Genomic DNA, 20,658 nt, shown 5'->3' on the forward strand with positions numbered 1-20,658 from the left:
TCGGCGTCCCCCCGCTTATTCGGTGACGAGATCGGCGGCGCGTTTCGCCTTCTTGCCGGTATTCTTGACCGTCTCTTCTCCGGCCTTTTCGGCGTTGGCGCGAAGCTCACATTTGGTGCGGATCTCGTCGAGCTCGTCATCGGTCAAATGCTCAATTCCGACGAAGGAATTCTGCACCGCGCTCACCCGGATCAGTTCGTCAAGCTTCACCTGGATCGCCGCGCTATCGCGATTCTGAGAATTCTGAATCAGGAAGACCATCAGGAACGTCACGATGGTGGTGCCGGTGTTGATCACCAACTGCCATGTGTCGGAGTACTGGAAGATGGGACCGGTGACCGCCCAAACCAGGATGATGCCGGCTGCAATCATGAATGTTAGCGCGCGCCCGGCCGCTTGAGATGTTCGGTTAGCAATATCGCTGAAGAGTTGAGCCGCGCTGTTACGTGGCTGGTTCGCTTTGCCCTTGGCCGGACGAGCTTTGGTATCGGTCTGTTGCATCGGAAGATCGCGCTGATAAGGGAGCTGCGATCTAACGTCGAGGGAACTCCGAAGTTCCGCGATGTAAACAGGAACTAGGCGAGCGGACTCTCAACGAGCCTAGCCCGCGCTCAGGCGCACGCCGGCGCGCAGGAATTTCTGCGGATCGACTGCTTCGCCGTCGATGCGGGTTTCGTAGTGCAGGTGCGGGCCGGTGGAACGGCCGGTCGACCCGACGAGCCCGACGACCTGGCCGATCTTCACGATCTCGCCGACCCGGACATTGATCTCGGAGAGATGGCCGTAGCGGGTCGCAAGGCCATTGCCGTGATCGACCTCGATCATGCGGCCGTAGCCGCCGGACCAGCCGGCGGAGACGACCTTGCCGTTGGCAGTGACACGAACGGGATCGCCGCTCGCGGCGCGGAAGTCGAGCCCGGTGTGCATCGCGGGCCGGCCGAGGAACGGATCGCTGCGCACGCCGAAGCCCGACGTGAACTCGACCTCGCCGATGACGGGCTTGCGATAGGGCACGAGTGCGAGCGTGCGATTGAGCCGGTCCATCTCGGCGCGGGTGCTGTTGATGCGATAGAGCTGCTTCTCGAACGGCCCCGAACTGGCGGTGAGCTTGACGGGTACGAAGGGCCCGCCCATTGCCGTGCGCGGTACGGCGGCTTCGAGATTTGCGAGGTTCAGGCCGAGATCGCTGACGACGCCGCGCATCCGGCGCATGCGTGAATCCATGCCTTCCTCGACGGCGTTGAGCGCCGCCATCTGGCGACGCTCGACCTGGTCGAGTGAGGTCGTGAGCCGAACGACGACGTTGTCGAGCCCTTGATTCTTGGCGAATTGATTGACGGGCGGAGCTGCGAGGGTCGGCGCGCGCGACTCGAGCCGCGCCTCGCGATCCGGCGGCGCCACGAAGATCACGGTGTCGCTGATCGGTGAGGGCTTTGTCGTGCCCTGCGTCGTCTGGCTGGCATCGCCACGCTGCGGGCTGGAACGGGGAATCGATCCGGTCACGTCCGGCATGGACCCGAGCGCCGTGGCACGGGACTCCAGCGCCGTCTGGCGCTTCATGATCTGGTCGAGCTTCTGGTCGAACTGCTCCTGGTCGAGCAGTTGCCGGCTGGTGGTGCGGTCGACCTTGGCGCGGAGCTCGGCGATGCGGTCCTCATAGGCGTATTGCATCTCGGCCTGCCGGGCGATCAGCCGGGTGAGGACGTCGTCGCGGAAGGCGAAATAGGTCGCGGTTGCGGCCGACCAGAGCCCGAGCAACACGATCGTGCCGACCACGATCCAGAACACCACAGGCCCCAGGCGAACCTGCTTGCCGTGATGCACGATGGTGTAGGCGTCGTCGATGTCCGGAAGGGGAAGTGCGGTTGCCACCGCGGCGGCACGGCGATGAAAGGCTCGGCCGTGGTCGTGGGGGTGATGTTGGGGGTACTGCGAGAGTTGGGCAGAACTTTTCGACATCGGCACTCCCGCGCCGATCGGATGAGTCCGTGCGGCCTAATTGCCGCGGCAATCTGGGCCGGTCATGGTTAATTTTCCGGAAACGGAACCGCTTGAATTTAAATGATTGGTTAAAGGCTCCTTGCGGCTTCCAGCACCTCGTCGACGTGGCCGTCGACCCGGACATTGCGCCAGATCCGGGCGATCTTGCCGTCGGCGCCAAGCAGCATCGTAGTGCGAAGAACTCCCAGGAAGCTCTTGCCATACATGGACTTTTCGCCCCAGACGCCGTAGGCCTCCAGCATCTCGTGCGTCTCGTCCGAGATGAGGGGCACGCCGAGACCGTGCTTGTCGCGGAACTTTTCCTGAGCCTTGACTGGATCGGCGGAGATACCGAGCACGGCGGTGCCAGCCTTGGCGAAGGCGCCGGTCAGCCGGGTGAAGTCGATGGCTTCCCTGGTGCAGCCCGGCGTGTCGGCGCGGGGGTAGAAGAACAGGACCAGCTTCTCGCCGGCATAATCCGACAGCGCGACGACACCGCCACCGTCGCGGGGCAGGCGGAAGGCGGGGGCCTTCTGACCCTCGGCCAAGCCGGCCTTCGCAGCTGTTTTGGGCGCTGATGCCGATTTGGAAGAATTTAACCGTTTCGGTGCGGCCTTATGCGATGCTGTCTTTGCTATGGTCCCAGTTGATTTGCTCGCCGGTGTCCGCTGTGTTTTCGCGGACTTAGTTTGAGTCGCAGCCCGCGCTTTCACGGGCGTCTTTTTAGCCGTCGGACTGACGGAGGGCGTTTTGGACGATTTCTTTCGGGATTTCTTGGACATACGCCTTCCTTTCGTCGCTTTCGGCGGGTCAACCAAAGCGGTATTGCAGCCCTTTTCCGGTATGCCGGAATCGTGCCCTCGGCTGGATGAGTCTGACGACGGCGAAGTCTGGTTACAAGGAATTACACGGACCACCCCACTGCTCGTTGAACGCGCTCCCGGGGCGACATGACGAACAGAAGAAATATTCGAGGTATGGCGGCAATGCCGGCGCGGGAAGCTTCGCTTCCCGTCGACGGCTGCGGCCCCGGCGGCGCTCAATCCCACGACGGGCGCCTGTATCGAGAGGCAATGGCAAGGAATACGTCGCCCCAGGATTACAATCGGGATTCGGATCGGCGCGGCAGCCAACCAGAGCAGCAGCAATGGGACGACGCCGATTGGGATCCGGATCAGGAAGCGGCGGCGGGCTATCGGGCGCGCCGGCTGTTGTCGCGTTCCAATTCGGGCTTCCATCGCTTCGCTGACGGGTTTGGACCGCTGCGCCGCTGGCTGGGCGGCGGTCGCTGGCTGAAGCGCGTGGCCGTGGTCGCCGGTGCCCTGGTTGTCATCTTCGTCGGCTGTTTCGGCGCGCTGTGGTGGCGGCTCGGCGCCGGTCCCATCAATCTCGACATTGCGACGCCGTGGCTCGCGGCCGCGATCGAGGACAATATCGGTCACGGCAACACCGTGGAGGTCGGCGGCACGCAGATCGAACGGGCCGGGCGGATCCGAATCGCCGTGCGCATCCGCGATATCGTCGTGCGCGACCACGATCACGTCATTGTCGCCACCGCACCGAAGGCCGAGGTGAAGCTGTCGGGTGCAGGCCTGCTGATGGGGCATCTGCGCGCCGAAAGCCTCAACCTCGTCGATGCCGAGCTCGCGATCCGGATCGCGCCTGACGGCACCGTCACGGTATCGGCTGGCGACACCGCAAAGCCGCTCGCAACCGGCGTCGCATCCAAGAAGGACGCGGGGCTGCCGCCGACTTTCCCGCGGAACGGTGTGCCACCGCCGCCATTCGCCACCGGGCCTGCGACCCCCGACGGATCGCAAGCCGCGACCCAGGCCACGGCCCCGACCGGCATTCTTCAGGGCCTCGACTGGCTCGACAGTCTGAGCATGACCGGCCTCGACGGCCAGAACCTCAACGAGATCGGCCTGAAGAACGGCAATCTGATCGTCGACGACCAGCAGCGCGGCAGCAAATGGACGTTTGAGAACATCACGCTGAGCCTGCGCCGACCCAGCCGTGGCGGCGTCGCGCTCAGCCTCGGTGAGGAGGGCGCGCGTCCGTGGTCGTTGCGGGCCACGATCGGCCCCACCGAGAACGGCGTGCGCTCGGTCGATATTCGCGCCGACAAGGTTTCGACCGCCAACATCCTGCTGGCGCTGCGGGTGAAGGATCTCACCTACACCGCCGACCTGCCGCTGACCGGCGAGCTCAAGGGCGAGCTCGGCCGCGACGGCGTGCCGACCTTCTTTCGCGGCAAGATCGCAGTCGGTGCGGGCAACATCATCGACACCGATACACCCGATTATCCGATGGCGATCGACTCGGCCGAGATCAATGTCGAGTGGGACGCCAATCGGCGGGTGCTGGTCGCTCCGTTCAAGGTCCTCTCGGGCGCGAACCGTCTGACGCTTCTGGCTCATGTCGAGCCGCCCAACGGCACCGTCAATGACTGGCAGCTCGGTTTCAGCGGCGGTTCGATCCTGCTCGGCGGCATCGACAACGAGCCGCCGCTGGTCTTCAACCGTATCGCGATCGGCTTCCGCTTCGATACCGACCACAAGAGGCTGCTGTTGACCCAGGCCGATATCTCCAACGGAGAGATCGGCGTCGCCGGCACCGGTGCCATCGACTATTCGGGCGAGCCGCGGCTGACATTGGGTTTTGCGGGGACGCCGATGTCGGCCTCGGCGCTCAAGCGGATGTGGCCGACACTTGTCGTTCCCGAATTGCGCGAATGGGTGATCGAGCGGATCGAGCGTGGAACGCTCCAGCGCATCGAGATCGGCGTTAACTCGCCGACGAAGAATCTTCCGCGCAAGGGCCCACCCATTCCCGATGACGGTCTGTCAGTCAATATCGTGGCGAGCGGTGTCACGGTTCGCCCTGTCGATGGCCTGCCGGTGGTGCACGATGCCGATTTGAAGGCGCGCGTGACCGGCCGCACCGCGACGGTGAACATCGGGCAGGGCATTGCTGATACGCCGGCGGGCCGCAAGGTCACGATTTCCGACTTCGTCTTCGAGGTGCCCGATATGGCGCCCAAGCCGTCGCCGTCGCGGACCCGGTTTCGTGTTGAGGGTCCGGTGCCCGCAGCCGCCGAAATGCTTTCCAACGATCGCCTGAGCGATCTGTCGTCGACCGTCATCGATCCCAACACCAGCAAGGGGACGTTCTCGGCGAACGTCCAGCTTGGGCTGCCGGTCAAGGGCGAGCTGACCAAAGCCGACACTACCTACAGCGTTACCGCCGATCTCAACGGTTTTGGTGCCGACAAGCTGGTGATGAACCAGAAGCTGGAGGCCAACAACCTCAAGATAGTCGCGAGCAACCAGGGCTATCAGGTCAAGGGCGACGTCAAGATCAACGGGCAGGCGGCCTCGCTCGACTACCGCAAGCCCGCCGAGGGCGATGCGGACGTCAAATTGCAGACCACGCTGGACGATGCGAGCCGCGCGCGCCTCGGGTTCGATCTGGGCCCCGCCGTCAGCGGATCGGTGCCGATCAAGCTGTCGGGCAAGATCGCCGGGGGGCCCGACCAGACGACGAAGCTCGGCATCGAGGCCGACCTGACCTCGGTCAAGCTCGACAACATCCTGCCCGGCTGGGTCAAGCTGCCGGGCAGAGCGGGCAAGGCCAGCTTCAAGGTGGTGCCGACGGCGCAATCGACGCGCCTGGAGGAGATCGTCATCGAAGGCGGCGGCGCCTCGATCAAGGGGTCGATCGAGGTCGATGCCAACGGCGATCTCATGAACGCGAACTTCCCGACCTACGCGCCGTCCGACGGCGACAAGGCTTCGCTGAAGGTGGAGCGCAGCCAGGACGGCGTGGTCAAGGGCACGATGCGCGGCGACGTATTCGACGGCCGCGGCTTCCTGAAATCGGCGATCTCAGGCAATTCCAAGGACGACGCCAAGAGCAAGACGAAGAACGTCGATTTCGACATGGACGTGAAGCTCGGCGCCGTCATGGGTTTCAACGGCGAGGCGATGCGCAGCGTCGAGGCCAAGATGTCGCGGCGCAATGGTGCGGTCAAAGCCTTCACGCTGAGCGGCAGGATCGGAAAAGACACGCCTGTGGCCGCCGATTTGCGCGGCGGCCGCGCCCAGGGCAACCGCGAGGTGATCTATCTCCAGACCAGCGATGCCGGCAACTTCCTGCGCTTCACAGACACCACCAACAAGGTCTTTGGCGGCCAGATGGTGGTGGCCATGGAGCCGCCGACGTCGGAGCCCACGACCCGGGAAGGCCTGATCAATGTGCGCGACTTCTCGGTCAAGGGAATGGATCAACTCGATCGCGTCGCGGCGGGCGCTCCCAACGGGGCGCAGAGCGGCGTGGCCTTTACGGCGATGCGTGCGGAGTTCACGCGGCAGAACGGCGCGCTCACGATCCGCGACGGCGTGGTCAAGGGGCCGATGATCGGCGCCACCATCGAGGGCTCAATCGACTTTCCCGGCAATCAAGTCTGCATGAGCGGCACATTCGTGCCGATGTATGGCGTCAACAACATCTTCGGCCAGATCCCGTTGTTCGGCATCTTCCTCGGCGGCGGCAACAATGAAGGATTGATCGGCGTGACCTACGAGGTCGTCGGCACCCCGGCCGCGCCCGTGATGCGCGTCAATCCGATTTCGGCGATGGCACCCGGTCTGTTCCGCAAGATCTTCGAATTCAACACCGGCAAACAGAACTCGCCGTTCGAGGAATTCCCGTCGCAGTCGAACGATGGTTCGACCGGAACGACGCGCCAGCTCTCGAGCGGCTGCACCCTCGCGCGGCGATAGCGGCGAGGCTGCCGAGCTCCTTCCAATAAGCGCGCAGAACGTGGATGGCCGGGACAAGCCCGGCCATGACGACGTGCTGGGTTTGATGCCGGCCGCTTACGCCGCGCGCACGCCGGCCAGGAAGGTTCCGACTTCGCCGGAGAGCTGCTCGGCCTGCTTGGACAGGTTTGACGCAGCTGCGAGCACCATGCCTGCCGCATTGCCGGTCTCGTTTGCTGCCGTGCTGACGCCGCCGATATTGGTGGTGACTTCCTGGGTCGCCTCCGCCGTCTGCGAGACGCTGCGGGCGATCTCGGCGGTGGCGGCGCCTTGCTCCTCGATCGCGGCGCCGATCGAGGAGGCGATCCGGCTGACCTCCTCGATGGTGGCGGTGATGCCGCCGATGGCGTCTACCGCTTCCTTGGTCGCGCCCTGGATCTGGGCGATCTTGTCGCCGATCTCGCGGGTGGCTTCCGCAGTCTGGCTCGCCAGCGACTTCACCTCCGAAGCGACGACAGCAAAGCCGCGGCCGGCTTCACCGGCGCGCGCGGCCTCGATGGTGGCGTTGAGCGCGAGCAGATTGGTCTGCGCCGCGATGCTGGAAATCAGCTCGGCGACGTGCTCGATCTGCTGGGCTCCGTCCGAGAGGGCGCGCACGATGGTGTCGGTGCGGCGTGCGCTGTCCACGGCACGGCCGGTGACCACGGCGGACTGCGCGACCTGACGGCTGATCTCGGTGATGGACGAGGAGAGCTCCTCGGCGGCGGCCGCGACCGTCTGGACGCGCTGGCTGGCTTCGGTGGCGGCCGAGCCCACGACGGCGGCGCGGCGGTTGGTGCCTTCCGCGGTCGACGACATCGACTTGGCGGTGACCTCCAAGTCGCCGGAGCCCGAGGCCATCAGGCCGACGAGCTGACCGACGGAGGCATCGAAGCGATCGGCCAGCGAGATCAGCGCGTCGCGTTTCTCCTGTTCGCTGCGGGTCTTGGTGGCGACCTGCTCGGCCTCCAGCTTACGCGCCGTCAGCGCGGTCTGCCTGAGCACTTCGAGGGTTTCGGCCATGCGGCCGATCTCGTCGCCGCGACCGGTCTCCTCGACCGCCGCATCGATGGCGCCTTCGGAAATGGCCTGCATGCGGTTCTTCTGGCGGTCGAGCGCGCCGAGCACATCGCGCGCAATCAGCCAGGACAGCGTCGCCATCAGCAGCATCAGGCCGATGCCGATCGCCCCCAGCTCCAGCGTCAAGGCTCGCACGTCGGCGTCAATGTCGTCGACATAGAGGCCGTAGCTGATCGTCGCGTTCCAGGGCGCGAATTTGCGCGCGAACACGGTCTTGCGGACGGGCTCCGTCTGGCCGGGGCGGGGATAGAGATAGGAGGTCACGCCGCCCTGTGCGGTCTCAGCGCCAGCCTTGATAATGGCGTCGGCGATCAGGACGCCATTGGAGTCCTTCGCACCGGTGATCTTGCCCTCGAGCTGCTGGTTGGCGCCGTTGACGATGAGGGACGTATCGGCGTTATAGACCACCGGATAGCCTTGGCCGCCATTGAAGCTCATGCGGCGGCCGCGCTGGTGGAACTGGACCTTCGCTTCGGCCTGCGTCAGCTTGCCGGCGCCGACTTCTTCTTCAAGTGATTGGGCGAGGTTATGGAGCATATCGACCGCGGTCCGCATCTGCTGGACGCGGTCCTCAAGCATGCGGCTCTTGCTGAGCACGGACGACACCCCGATGATGGCCGTGACCGTGAGTGCCGAAAGACAGACCATGCTGGCGAGCTTGGTGCGGATCTTGAGGTGGCTCAGCAGCTTCATCACGGCCTCGACGGAATGGTTATTGTTGCTCGCGTCGGTAGCATGAAATTCTTACCAATCATGAATGGACGCGTGCGACGGCTGCCGCGCAAGCGGCGTCCGCGAGCCGCATGCGCAAACATCCATGCGGAAAAGCGCCGTGTCGGCGCATGGCAAGTCAACTGGGAGAAAGATTGTGTGGGTCTTTAGTCCCGACCGAATCCGGTGGGAGCGGACATGAACCGATTCGTTCATCGCCTCATCATGTCGATGCTGCTGGTCGCGGTCCTCGTCCTCGTCTGGAACGTGCTGGGCTCGCGCTGAGATGGCACCCGTAAATGTTCGGGTGCCATCCCTTTATTCGCGAATCAATTGCTGCCATCTCAGCGCCGCGCGACGCGACGCCGGTTGTGCCGCTAGTCCTTGCCCATCGCCGCATCGGCGCTGACCGAGCCGCCGCCGGCTGCCGAGAGATAGAGGCAGGCGAAGCAGAACAGGATCGCCGCGGTGCCACCATTGAGCAGCGGCAGGAACACCGGCGTCTCGCCCTTGAACATGTGGCCCATGAAGTAGGCGAAGGCCATCTCACCCGACAGGATGAACGCCGCGAGGCGGGTGAACAGGCCGATCATCAGCAGCGCGCCAAGCACGAGCTCAAGCGTACCGGCTGCGTAGATGAGCGGCGGGATGTTTGCGAAGTAGGGAAGCACCGGAAACTTGAACAGCTTGGCGATGCCGTACTGGAGCAACAGGAGTCCAGTGATGAAGCGAAACAGGCTCAAGAGAACCGGTTGAAAGCGAACGAGATAGGGAAAGTTCATTGGTTTGTGCCCTCCATCCAATGCTTGCGACTAGGACCGCATTCAGTTCTGCCCTGCAAGCCGCCCAAGGGCAATTTGCGCTGACATTTTTGTCATGTCGGACAAAACACCGCAGGAGGGACTTTCACCCGCGCGCCATCCACATCTTTTGCAGCTGTTCGCGTCGTGCCCATCCGTAATTTCCCGGTGACGCGAATGCCCGCAGGTTACCTTCGGGAGACCTAGCGCCGCAAGGCGGGCACGACCAGGAACGGGATCATCCCGAGCACCACGCTGGCAAGCGCGAAGGCGAGCAGCGCGTTGTAACCGTGGGTCGCGTCATGGATCAGGCCGCCGCTCCAGGAGCCGAACGCCGAGCCGAGTCCGCTGCCGATCGAGATCGTGCCGTAGATGGTGCCGACGCGCTTGCCCCCGAAGATCTTCATCGCGGTCGCCGTGATCAGCGGTCCACGTGAGCCCATCATGCTGCCGAAGCAGACCACGAATCCGGTGAGCAGGAGGAGATTGGCGGAGTATTGCAACAGCCACAGCAGGAAGATGCCGAGGATCGAGATCGCGTAGCTGAGCAGCACCGACGGCCGACGTCCGATCAGGCCATCGAGCGCGGACACGCCGAGCATGCCGAACACCAGCACGACGCCGGAGAAGCCCCAGGCGGTCGCGGCCTGCAACGGTGGAAAGCCGGCATCGATCAGATAGGCCACGATCTGGGCGGCAATCGCGTACATGCCGACCGCGGTGAAGAAGAAGGTCGAGAACAGCGCCCAGAAGGCGTGATGGCGCATCGCGCTCGGAAGGGTCCAGCCGTGATCGACGAAATCCGGGTCGGTCTTCTTCGCGATATGCGGCGAGCCCGAGGCGAACAGCCGCCATGGCAGCAGCATGAGCGGCACCAGCAGGCCGAGCGCGGCGAAGCCGAACAGCTGGTAGGTTTCGCGCCAACCGAGATGATCGATCAAAAGCTGCGAGGCCGGCAGCAGCGCCAGCACGCCGCCACCCATGGCCGAGTAGACCACCGCCATCGCGGTCGGCAGCTTTGGGCCGAACCAGCGGCCCAGTAGGATCGAGTTCGGCACATTGCCGATGAAGGCGACGCCGACGCCAACGCAGAGTCCGATCGAGAGCTGGAACTGCCAGAGTGACTGCGCGTGCGCCGCAATCAGGAAAGCCGAGCCGAGCAGCAACAGGCCGAGTGCATAGACGATGCGCGGTCCGGAATGATCGAAAAGCCGTCCGACAAACGGCGCAGTCAGTCCGCTGATGAGCCAGGTCAGCGAATAGATCGAGACCACTTGGGCGCGATCCCAGCCAAAATTTTCCGAGATCGGCTTCAGGAAGACGGTGAAGCTTTCGCTGAGGCCGCGGCCGAGCACGGCGAGTGTGAAGCAGAGCGCGAGCACCACGAGCGCGGTGCGCACGACGCCCTGCGGCGTCGCCGTGACGCGTTCCCTGGTCGCTTGCTTCTGGTCCATTGCCGATCAGGGAGCGCGCTTCAGCGCGCCCTGACAAGCAGCGAAAAGCTCATACGCCTATGCAGGCCTGAGCAGGATGTGCTTCTTCTTGCCGAACGACAGCTTGATCACGCCTTCCGGCGTCAGGTCGGCCGCCGACAACGCCATCTTCTCGTCGGTGACGGGCTCGTCGTTGACGCGCAGGCCGCCGCCCTTGATCTGGCGCCGTGCTTCGCCGTTAGAGGCAACGAGGCCCGCCTTGACGAAGGCGTTGAGCACGCCGAGACCGGCGTCGAATTCGCCGCGTGGAATTTCCACGGTCGGCAGGCTCTCGGCCAGCGCACCTTCCTCGAAGGTGCGGCGCGCGGTCTCGGCCGCCTCGTTCGCTGCGTCGCGGCCATGCAGGAGCGCGGTCGCCTCCGTGGCGAGCACCTTCTTGGCCTCGTTGATCTCGGAGCCTCCGAGCGCCTCGAGCTTCCTGATCTCGCTCATCGGCAGCGTCGTGAATAGCTTGAGGAATTTGCCGACGTCGGCATCCTCGGTGTTGCGCCAGTACTGCCAGAAATCATAGGCCGAGAACTGGTCGGCGTTGAGCCAGACCGCGCCTTGCGCGGTCTTGCCCATCTTGACCCCCGATGCCGTCGTCAGCAGCGGCGTCGTCAGCGCATACAGTTGATGGGTGCCCATGCGGCGGCCGAGATCGACGCCCATGATGATGTTGCCCCACTGGTCGGAGCCGCCCATCTGCAAGTTGCAGCCGGTCCGCCTGGCGAGTTCGACATAGTCGTAGGCCTGGCAGATCATATAGTTGAACTCGATGAAGCTCATCTCCTGCTCGCGCTCGAGGCGTAGGCGCACGGAGTCCATGGTCAGCATGCGGTTGACCGAGAAGTGCCGGCCGATGTCGCGCAGCATCTCGATGTAATTGAGCTTTGTCAGCCACTCGGCATTGTCGAGCATGATGGCGTCGCTCTTGCCCTCGCCATAGCGCAGCACTTTTGCGAACACGCCGCGGATCGATTCCTTGTTGGCCTCGATCTCGGCGACGGAGCGGATCGCCCGCGTCTCGTCCTTGCCGGAGGGGTCGCCGACCATGGTGGTGCCGCCGCCCATCAGCGTGATCGGCTTGTTGCCGGACTGCTGCAGCCAGTGCAGCATCATCATGGTCAGGTAATTGCCGATATGGAGCGAGCGGGCGGTGCAATCGTAGCCGACGTAGCCGGTCACTTCGCCCTTGGCGGCGAGGGCGTCCAGCCCCTCGAAATCGGAGCACTGGTGGACGAATCCACGTTCCTGCAGCGTGTTGAGGAAATCCGATTTGAATGCAGTCATTTGTCGGCGCGCCTGACAATTCTTGGTTTACTGTTTTGGGAGCAATTTAAGGGTCTTCTATGGGAACTCGATTGCTGCCCGCTACTTTGGCCTGTGGCATTATAAGATGTGTCCCTCTGGCACAAGATCGGCATGCCGGAAGGGTCTCTTGAGGACGCTGATCCATGATGTTGACGGCACTCGGTTTGATGAGCGGCACCTCGCTGGATGGGGTGGATGTTGCGCTGATCGAAACCGACGGAAAGCAGGTGAAGGCGTTCGGGCCGTCCGGCTACCGGCCTTATAGCCCGGCGGAGCGCAACCTGCTGCGTCAGGCGCTGAGCGAGGCGGTGCACCTGCCGCAGCGCGATGCCCGGCCGGGAGTTCTGGCCGACGCCGAACGCGCGGTGACGCTCGCGCATGCCGAGGCGGTTGCCACCTTCGTCGCCCAGAACCGGATGAAACCGGAAGACATCGACATCGTGGGCTTCCACGGCCAGACCGTGCTGCACCGCCCCGAGAAGCGACTGACCGTGCAGATCGGCGATGCGCCGGCGCTGGCCAAGGCGATCCATATCCCGGTGATGCATGATTTCCGCGCCGCCGACGTCGAGGCCGGCGGGCAGGGCGCGCCATTCGTGCCGGTCTACCACCGGGCGCTCGTCCATTCGCTGGAGCGCGAAGGGCCGATCGTTGTCGTCAATATCGGCGGCGTCTCCAACATCACCTATATCGACGGCAACGACACGCTGATCGCCTGCGATACCGGGCCCGGCAACGCGCTGCTCGACGATTTCATGTACCGCACCATGAATCAGGCGTTCGACGCGGACGGAAAGTTCGCAGCGCTCGGCAAGGCCGACGAGGCCTGGATTGCACGGGCGCTGGAATTGCCGTTCTTCGCAAGCCCGCCGCCGAAATCGCTCGACCGCAACGATTTTGCTGCCCTCAAGCTGGGCGATATCGCGCCGGCCGATGGCGCCGCGACGCTCACCGCCTTCACTGCGGCGGCCATCGCCCGCATCGTCCCGCTGCTGCCACGCAGGCCGCGAAGCTGGATCGTCTGCGGCGGCGGCGCCCGCAACCGGACCATGCTGCAGATGCTGCGGGAGCGCGTGGGGTCCGCCACTGTCGAGGCCGCCGAGACAGTCGGCTGGGCCTCCGACGCCATCGAGGCGCAGGCCTTCGGCTTCCTGGCTGCCCGCGGCCTAAAGGGCCTGCCGCTGTCGTATCCCGCGACCACGGGCGTGCCGATGCCGATGACAGGCGGGGTGATCGCGCGGCCGTGAGGTGATCCTACATCGATACCGGTCGATGCAAATGCACGAACTTGACGAATGTATGCAACTGCATCTATATTGGATGCAGTTGCATCCAACCGCCGGGATCTTTGCCATGACCGCTTCACTCAAACTGATCAGCCACAAGCTTTGTCCATACGTGCAGCGGGCCGTGATCGCGCTCAACGAGAAGGGTGCCCCGTTCGAGCGGGTCGACATCGATCTCGCCAACAAGCCGGACTGGTTTCTCAAACTGTCGCCGCTCGGCAAGGTGCCGGTGCTGGTGGTTGCGACCGACAAGGGCGAGGTCGCGCTGTTCGAGAGCAACGTGATCTGCGAATACATCGAGGAGACGCAAGGCGGCGGAAAACTGCATCCGACTGATGCGCTCGAGCGTGCCGAGCATCGCGCCTGGATGGAGTTCGGCTCGGCGATTCTCGGCGATCTCTGGGGGCTGGAGACCACGACCGACCCGGCGACGTTTGAGAGTAAGCGCCAGGCACTCGTGGCGAAGTTCGCGCGTGTCGAGGCCGCGCTCAGCGCAAGCCCATTCTTTGCCGGCGATGCGTTCAGTCTCGTCGATGCGGTGTTCGCTCCCGTCTTCCGCTATTTCGATGTGTTCGATGAAGTGACCGAACTCGGCATCTTCAAGGATCTACCGAAGGTGCGCGCGTGGCGCGCCGAGCTGGCAAAGCGTCCAAGCGTCCGTACTGCGGTGGGCGCGGACTATCCGCAATTGCTGCGCGCCTTCCTCGTGCGCCACGACGCGCATCTGCTCAAGCTTGCGGCCTGAGCCCACGCCGATGTCGCAATCCATGGCCTGGCTGATGCTGGTGATCGCCGGCGCACTTGATATCGGTTGGGCGATCTCGATGAAATATGCGGAGGGCTACACGCGCGCTGGATGGAGCATCGTCTCGCTCGTGCTGCTCGCAGCCTTCGTTGTCCTGCTCGGGCGTGCCTTGAAGGTGCTCGAGGTCGGCGTCGCCTATTCGGTGTGGACCGGCATCGGCGCGGCCGGCACCTTCGTCATGGGCGTCGTGCTGTTCGGCGAGACCTTGAGCGCGATGAAACTAGCGGGCATCGCGCTCGTCTTGATGGGAATCGTCGCGCTCAAGCTGGCTTAAAACCGAGCTTTAGTTTGGTAGCCCGGATGGAGCGAAGCGCAATCCGGGGCCTTGTCTCAGCAGATGGAGCTTCCCGGATTCGCTTCGCTCCATCCGGGCTACAAGGCTCAGCGACGAGGCCTCAGCGCACGTTGGCGAGGCGCATGTCGAGATAGGCGGTGATGGTTTCCATCAGCGGCTCGAGCTTGGCGTCGAAGAAATGATTGGCGCCGGGGATGACCTGTTGGTCGATCACGATGCCCTTCTGCGTCTTCAGCTTTTCAACCAGCGTGTTGACGTCCTTGGGCGGCACCACCGCGTCCTTCTCGCCGTGCACGATGAGCCCAGAGGACGGGCAGGGCGCGAGGAACGAGAAGTCGTAGAGGTTGGCGGGCGGCGCGATCGAGATGAAGCCCTCGACCTCCGGACGGCGCATCAGCAGCTGCATGCCGATCCAGGCGCCGAAGGAGAAGCCGGCAACCCAGCAGGCGCGCGCTTCGGGATTGATGGTCTGCGCCCAGTCGAGCGCCGCGGCCGCGTCCGACAATTCGCCGGTGCCGTGGTCGAACGAGCCCTGGCTGCGGCCGACGCCGCGGAAATTGAATCGCAGCACCGAGAAGCCACGATGCGCGAACGCATAGTAGCACTGGTAGATGATCTGGTGATTCATCGTGCCGTGGAACTGCGGATGCGGGTGCAGGACCATCGCGATCGGCGCGTTCTTCTGCTTGGCCGGATGGTAGCGGCCTTCGAGACGGCCGGCGGGGCCGGTGAAAATAACTTCAGGCATGATGATCTCTTGATTGATCCCTTGAAGACGCTCTTCAACAATCAACCGATTGTGCGGACTTCGTCGGCTGCTGGGCCGATCAAGCCGCGAATGGAAGGGTGGAGCGGCGCCCTCGGATGATGCGCGAGCGGCGCGCGGCGAACTGACGCGCGCGTTCTAACATGAGGCGAGGGTCAAAAAGCAAGCATCTTGAACATCGCCCAATGAGCTCAAGAGCTTACCCGGTCATGCCAGTGTCGTGCCGACGGCTGCCGGGACCCAACCAGGTGACGGCCAGGATCGGTGGTGTGGCAACAACCAATTGGAATCACGATTGTTTATCGTTTGTCGGGCGATCGCCGGTGGCGATTCACACCGGCTCGGTGCGATCTCCCAGGGAGGCGACCGCGGGCCGATAGCGGCGGCTGCCCCCAAGCGTCTGCCCATTGTCGAATGTGAGCTCGAAATCCCCTGACGGCTTGAAGTCCACGGCGCTCACCCGGTCGAGATTGGCGAGCCTGGTCCGGTGCACGCGCACGATGGCGAAGCGGGCGAGCTCGCTTTCGGTCGCGGCCAACGTGCCGCGGATCAGGTGCTGGATGCCGCTGGCGAGGTTGTATTCGATGTAATTGCCGGCAGAGGCGACCCACAGGATGTCGCGCGGCACGACGCGAATGCGGCTGGTGCCGTCCCGGAGCCAGATCAGATCGGGGGACGACTGCTCCAATGGAACGGCCGGGATGGGCATCGCCGCCCGCACGGCCTTCCGCAGCTCGCGCCGGCTTTCGAGCAGCCAGAGCGTTGCTCCGAGCAGCAAAGCGGTCACGGCATCCTTGCGGAACTCGTATAGGACCGCCGCCAACGAGAAATGGAAGTCGTAGGCACTTCCCGCGAGCCAGAGCAGGAATTTCCGGACCGCTACCATTCCGGTGATGTGGAGGGCCGAGAAGCCAAGCAAGGCGACCGCGGCGATTCCGATCCGAATTGCCAGCGGCCGTGTCTGGCGCATGCGCCGGACGGCCAGCACCAGGATCGGCACCAGCAGCAAGATGACGATGATGCTCGACAGCTCCCAGAACAGTCGCCGGCCAATGTCATAGCTGTCGCCACGCCAGGCGGCGTCCTGCGCGCCGGAGAGCGCATTGACGATCCCGATGGCGAGCGAGACGGCGGCGATGGCGGCGAACATCGTCCCGTCGCCACTGATCCCGCCGGGCCAACCGCTCGTCCCGGACCCCGACGCCTCGTCCCCTCGCGCCCGGTCCTGATCCCAAACCGTCTCGACACGCTCCGTTTCGGGGGCATTTTGGCCGTCAGCCATGGCCCAAAACCCGTGTTTGCCGTCCCGCCGAGGAGCAGAGAACCATGTCAACACCGCAACAAATTTCGACTTCGGAACGACGCATCGATCTGGATTGGGTGCGGATTTTAGCGTTCGGGCTCTTGATCTTCTACCACGTCGGCATGCTCTACGTGTCCTGGGGGTTTCACATCAAGAGCGAGCACCGGCTGACTTGGCTCGAGCCCCTGATGCTGGTCATCAATCCCTGGCGGCTGTCGCTGTTGTTTCTGGTTTCCGGCGTCGCCACCCGTTTCATGCTGGGCAAGTACAACCTCGGTGCCTTCGTCCGCACGCGCTCGGCACGACTCCTGATCCCACTGATCTTTGGCATGTTCGTGATCGTGCCGCCGCAGTCCTACCTCCAGATCGTTGAGAGCCTCGGTTACCCCGCCGGCTTCGCCGATTTTTACGTCCGGCACTATCTGGCGTTCGGAGCGCAATTCTGCCCGAACCCCTGTATCGTGCTGCCGACCTGGAACCATCTCTGGTTCGTAGTCTATCTATGGGTCTACACCGTCGCGCTGGCCGGCGTGCTCTGGCTGCGGCCCATGCTGGCCGATCGGCTCGGCCCGAGACTGGCTGTCCTCCTCACCGGACCCGGGCTGCTGGTCCTGCCGTGCCTTTTGTTCGCGGCCTGGCGCTTGTTCCTGTTTCCGGCCTTCCCGTCGACGCACGCGCTGTTCGGCGACTGGTACAACCATGCGGACCATGCGACCGCGTTCCTGATTGGCTTCCTGCTGGCGAAAGAGGGCGGTATCTGGCGCGATATCGAACGGCAGCGCTGGATTGCGCTCGCAGTTGCCGCAAGCCTGTTCGTCCTGTTCATTCTGCTTCGTGCCGGCCTGGCCGAGCCATCGCCGATGCTGAGATGGTTCGCGAGCTCGGCCTATGGCTGCTACCAATGGCTGGCGATGGCGGCGGTGCTCGGCTTTGCGCGACGCCACCTGACGGCCGACGGCCCCGTGCGCCGCTATCTGACCGATGCGATCTTTCCCTATTACATCGTGCATCAGACCGCGATCATCATGATCGCGCACGCATTGCAGGGCAGCGGGCTATCAGCCGGAAGCGAAGCCGCCATCGTAATATCAGGCACCGCGCTCACTTGCCTCGTCGCCTACGAGATCGCGCGTCGGATCGCCTGGCTACGGCCACTGTTTGGCCTCCGGACAGAGGTCCGATCCTCGGCCGGAATTGCGCAGCAACAGCCGGCCTGATGTGCGGCGGCTGCCGATTGGCGCGAGGGTAAAAGATGCTAAGAGGGCGCCATGCCGAGCCGCGTCTATCTCGACTGGAATGCGACCACGCCGCTGCGCGCCGAGGCGCGCGCAGCGATGCTGGCCGCCTACGAGCTGATCGGCAATCCGTCCTCGGTTCACGCCGAGGGGCGCGAGGCGCGACGGCTTGTCGAGGGGGCGCGGGCCGTCCTTGCGACCGCAGTAGGCGCGCTGCCGCGGAACGTCGTCTTCACCTCCACCGGAACCGAAGCCAACGCGCTGGCGCTGTCGCCGGGCCTGCGGGGGCCGTCGGGAGGGCCTGTCGAGCGGCTTCTGGTCTCGGCCGTCGAGCATGCTTCGGTAATGGCAGGCGGCCGGTTCCCGGCGGATGAGATCGGTCAGATCAGGGTCACACGCTCCGGCGTGATCGACCTCGATCATTTAGAGGCGCTGCTCAGCGATGGCCCGCCGGCGTTGGTCTCCGTCATGGCCGCCAATAATGAGACGGGCGCGCTGCAGCCGGTCACTGACGTCGCGGGAATCGTTCACGGGGCCGGCGGCCTCCTGCACGTCGATGCAATCCAGGCGCTTGGAAAAATCCCTTTTGATATCAAGGTGATCGGCGCGGACCTTGCGACCTTTTCTGCGCACAAGATCGGCGGCCCCAAGGGGGTCGGCGCGCTGGTCGTGGCCGACGGCGTGGCCGGACTTGCGCCGGTGCTGCGGGGCGGCGGGCAGGAGCTGAACCGGCGCGCCGGAACCGAGAATGTCGCCGGCATTGCCGGCTTCGGGGCATCCGTGCGGGTTGCCCTTCAGGCTTTGCCGGAAGATGCGGAGCGCATGGCAACCCTCAGAGATCGCTTGGAAAATGGCATTCGCTCCATGGCCGGCGCCACGGTCTTCTCAGACGACGTCAAGCGGTTGCCAAATACCGTTCTTTTCACGGCTCCCGGCTTGAAAGCCGAGACCGCGGTGATTGGCTTCGACCTCGAGGGCGTCGCCGTGTCCTCGGGCTCTGCCTGTTCCTCGGGCAAGGTGCAGCCGTCCCACGTGCTGTCGGCGATGGGGTATGATCCCACCGTCGCGCAGGGAGCGGTGCGTCTAAGTCTGGGCTGGTCCACGGAGCCGGATGACATCAACAGGGCGTTAGAGGCTTGGCGAAAGCTCGGTAATACCCTACTTAAGGGATAAGCGATGAAACACGGCTTGAACGGTTCTAAGCGCGTGCGTCCCGCCAAGAAACATCGTAATAGTCGTCCGAGTTTGATGATCCACCGCGGTCCTTGAAACCGCGAGCGGAGGATAGAATGCCAGCCGTGCAAGAGACGGTCGAGCGCGTGAAGCGCATCGACGTCGATCAGTATCGTTATGGATTTGAGACCCTGATCGAGTCCGACAAGGCCCCCAAGGGGCTGTCGGAAGAGACCGTCAAGTTCATCTCCGAGAAGAAGAACGAACCCGCCTGGATGCTCCAGTGGCGGCTCGAAGCCTATCGGCGCTGGCTGACCATGACCGAGCCGACGTGGGCCCGCGTCGACTATCCTAAGATCGACTTCCAGGACCTCTATTACTATTCGGCTCCCAAGCCGAAGAAGACGATCACCTCGCTCGACGAGATCGATCCCGAGATTCTGAAGACCTACGAGAAGCTTGGCATTCCCTTGCGGGAAGTCGCCATGCTCGAAGGCGTCGAGCCGAAGCCCGGCGAGGAAGACCCCAACAGGCGCAAGATCGCGGTCGACGCCGTGTTCGATTCGGTCTCGGTTGCGACCACCTTCAAGGCCGAGCTGAAGAAGGCCGGCGTGATCTTCATGCCGATCTCAGAGGCGATCCGCGAGCATCCCGAGCTGGTGCAGAAATATCTGGGATCCGTGGTGCCGACCTCGGACAATTTCTATGCGACGCTGAACTCGGCGGTGTTTTCGGACGGCTCGTTCGTCTACGTGCCGCCGGGCGTGCGCTGCCCGATGGAGCTGTCCACCTATTTCCGCATCAACGAACGCAACACCGGCCAGTTCGAGCGCACGCTGATCATCGCCGACAAGGGCTCCTACGTCTCCTATCTCGAGGGCTGCACCGCGCCGCAGCGCGACGAGAACCAGCTGCACGCGGCCGTGGTCGAGCTCGTCACGCACGACGACGCCGAGATCAAATATTCGACGGTTCAGAACTGGTATCCGGGCAATTCGGAAGGCAAGGGCGGCATCTACAATTTCGTCACCAAGCGGGGTGACTGCCGCGGCAACAATTCCAAGATCTCCTGGACCCAGGTCGAGACCGGTTCGGCGATCACCTGGAAGTATCCGAGCTGCATCCTGCGCGGCGACAATTCGCGTGGTGAATTCTACTCGATCGCGATCTCGAACGGCTATCAGCAGGTCGACTCGGGCACCAAGATGATCCATCTCGGCAAGAACACGTCGAGCCGCATCATCTCCAAGGGCATCGCCGCCGGCAAGTCGCAGAACACCTATCGCGGGCTCGTCACGGCGCATCGCAAGGCGACCGGCGCGCGCAACTTCACCGCCTGCGATTCGCTATTGATCGGCGACAAATGCGGCGCGCACACCGTGCCCTACATCGAAGCCAAGAACTCGTCGGCGACGTTCGAACACGAGGCCACCACGTCCAAGATCTCCGAGGACGTGCTGTTCTACTGCATCCAGCGCGGCCTCACGCAGGAGGAGGCGGTCGGCCTCGTCGTCAACGGCTTCGTCAAGGACGTGCTGCAGCAACTGCCGATGGAATTCGCGGTGGAAGCGCAGAAGCTGATCTCGATCTCGCTCGAAGGATCGGTCGGCTAGCGCCGGCCTCATCCTGAGGAGGC

The 20,658-nt window shown here is 63.9% G+C and carries 16 protein-coding genes; 7 read left to right on the forward strand and 9 right to left on the reverse strand.

Annotation, left to right across the window (positions count from 1 at the left end):
* Positions 1–15: 15 nt before the first annotated feature.
* From IVB45_RS16935 to IVB45_RS16945, 3 genes are all read right to left on the reverse strand, one after another.
* Positions 16–501: a low affinity iron permease family protein gene (locus IVB45_RS16935; protein WP_247286222.1), complete on the reverse strand. Its 486-nt coding sequence runs from the start codon at positions 499–501 to the stop codon at positions 16–18.
* Between the two features lie 99 nt (positions 502–600).
* A complete protein-coding gene (locus tag IVB45_RS16940) occupies positions 601–1,959 on the reverse strand; it encodes a peptidoglycan DD-metalloendopeptidase family protein (protein ID WP_247361248.1) in 1,359 nt (452 codons plus the stop codon).
* A gap of 110 nt (positions 1,960–2,069) precedes the next feature.
* A complete protein-coding gene (locus IVB45_RS16945; protein WP_247361400.1) occupies positions 2,070–2,762 on the reverse strand; it encodes a peroxiredoxin in 693 nt (230 codons plus the stop codon).
* Positions 2,763–2,966: 204 nt separating this feature from the next.
* Between IVB45_RS16945 and IVB45_RS16950 the strand changes: the two genes are divergently transcribed.
* On the forward strand, positions 2,967–6,764 hold the full coding sequence (locus tag IVB45_RS16950) for a DUF3971 domain-containing protein (protein WP_247361247.1): 3,798 nt from the start codon (positions 2,967–2,969) through the stop codon (positions 6,762–6,764).
* 96 nt (positions 6,765–6,860) lie between these two features.
* On the opposite strand, the gene IVB45_RS16955 is transcribed toward IVB45_RS16950, so the two are convergent.
* The 4 genes from IVB45_RS16955 to tyrS form a co-directional block, all read right to left on the reverse strand.
* Entirely contained in the window at positions 6,861–8,555 is a 1,695-nt protein-coding gene (locus tag IVB45_RS16955; protein WP_247361245.1) for a methyl-accepting chemotaxis protein, read from the reverse strand.
* A gap of 395 nt (positions 8,556–8,950) precedes the next feature.
* Complete coding sequence (locus IVB45_RS16960) at positions 8,951–9,355, reverse strand: DoxX family protein (RefSeq protein WP_027569850.1); 405 nt, start codon at positions 9,353–9,355, stop codon at positions 8,951–8,953.
* A 221-nt stretch (positions 9,356–9,576) separates the two neighbouring features.
* A complete protein-coding gene (locus IVB45_RS16965; RefSeq protein ID WP_247361243.1) occupies positions 9,577–10,827 on the reverse strand; it encodes an MFS transporter in 1,251 nt (416 codons plus the stop codon).
* A 57-nt stretch (positions 10,828–10,884) separates the two neighbouring features.
* Positions 10,885–12,138 (reverse strand): tyrosine--tRNA ligase, encoded by a 1,254-nt coding sequence (tyrS, locus tag IVB45_RS16970; protein WP_247361241.1) that lies wholly within the window; start codon positions 12,136–12,138, stop codon positions 10,885–10,887.
* Between the two features lie 164 nt (positions 12,139–12,302).
* On the opposite strand from tyrS, the gene IVB45_RS16975 reads away from it, so the two are divergent.
* The 3 genes from IVB45_RS16975 (at position 12,303) to IVB45_RS16985 (ending at position 14,524) form a co-directional block, all read left to right on the forward strand.
* Entirely contained in the window at positions 12,303–13,406 is a 1,104-nt protein-coding gene (locus IVB45_RS16975; protein ID WP_247361239.1) for an anhydro-N-acetylmuramic acid kinase, read from the forward strand.
* A gap of 106 nt (positions 13,407–13,512) precedes the next feature.
* Positions 13,513–14,190: a glutathione S-transferase family protein gene (locus tag IVB45_RS16980; protein WP_247361236.1), complete on the forward strand. Its 678-nt coding sequence runs from the start codon at positions 13,513–13,515 to the stop codon at positions 14,188–14,190.
* A gap of 10 nt (positions 14,191–14,200) precedes the next feature.
* Positions 14,201–14,524: a multidrug efflux SMR transporter gene (locus tag IVB45_RS16985; RefSeq protein WP_247361234.1), complete on the forward strand. Its 324-nt coding sequence runs from the start codon at positions 14,201–14,203 to the stop codon at positions 14,522–14,524.
* A gap of 121 nt (positions 14,525–14,645) precedes the next feature.
* Here IVB45_RS16985 and IVB45_RS16990 read toward each other — a convergent pair whose 3' ends face one another.
* A complete protein-coding gene (locus IVB45_RS16990; RefSeq protein ID WP_007591562.1) occupies positions 14,646–15,293 on the reverse strand; it encodes an alpha/beta hydrolase in 648 nt (215 codons plus the stop codon).
* Positions 15,294–15,642: 349 nt separating this feature from the next.
* Positions 15,643–16,647: a LytTR family DNA-binding domain-containing protein gene (locus IVB45_RS16995; RefSeq protein ID WP_247361232.1), complete on the reverse strand. Its 1,005-nt coding sequence runs from the start codon at positions 16,645–16,647 to the stop codon at positions 15,643–15,645.
* On the opposite strand from IVB45_RS16995, the gene IVB45_RS17000 reads away from it, so the two are divergent.
* From IVB45_RS17000 to sufB, 3 genes are all read left to right on the forward strand, one after another.
* The gene (locus IVB45_RS17000; RefSeq protein WP_247361230.1) at positions 16,638–17,831 is read left to right on the forward strand and encodes an acyltransferase family protein; all 1,194 of its coding nucleotides are present in this window, start codon (positions 16,638–16,640) and stop codon (positions 17,829–17,831) included. The two genes, IVB45_RS16995 and IVB45_RS17000, sit on opposite strands and share 10 nt — an antisense overlap.
* 51 nt (positions 17,832–17,882) lie before the next feature.
* Complete coding sequence (locus IVB45_RS17005) at positions 17,883–19,022, forward strand: cysteine desulfurase family protein (protein WP_247361228.1); 1,140 nt, start codon at positions 17,883–17,885, stop codon at positions 19,020–19,022.
* Positions 19,023–19,138: 116 nt separating this feature from the next.
* The gene (gene sufB / locus IVB45_RS17010) at positions 19,139–20,635 is read left to right on the forward strand and encodes a Fe-S cluster assembly protein SufB (RefSeq protein ID WP_027569858.1); all 1,497 of its coding nucleotides are present in this window, start codon (positions 19,139–19,141) and stop codon (positions 20,633–20,635) included.
* The last annotated feature ends 23 nt before the right edge of the window (positions 20,636–20,658 follow it).

Origin of the sequence: Bradyrhizobium sp. 4, assembly GCF_023100905.1 — a bacterium.
In the GTDB taxonomy this organism is placed as follows: domain Bacteria; phylum Pseudomonadota; class Alphaproteobacteria; order Rhizobiales; family Xanthobacteraceae; genus Bradyrhizobium.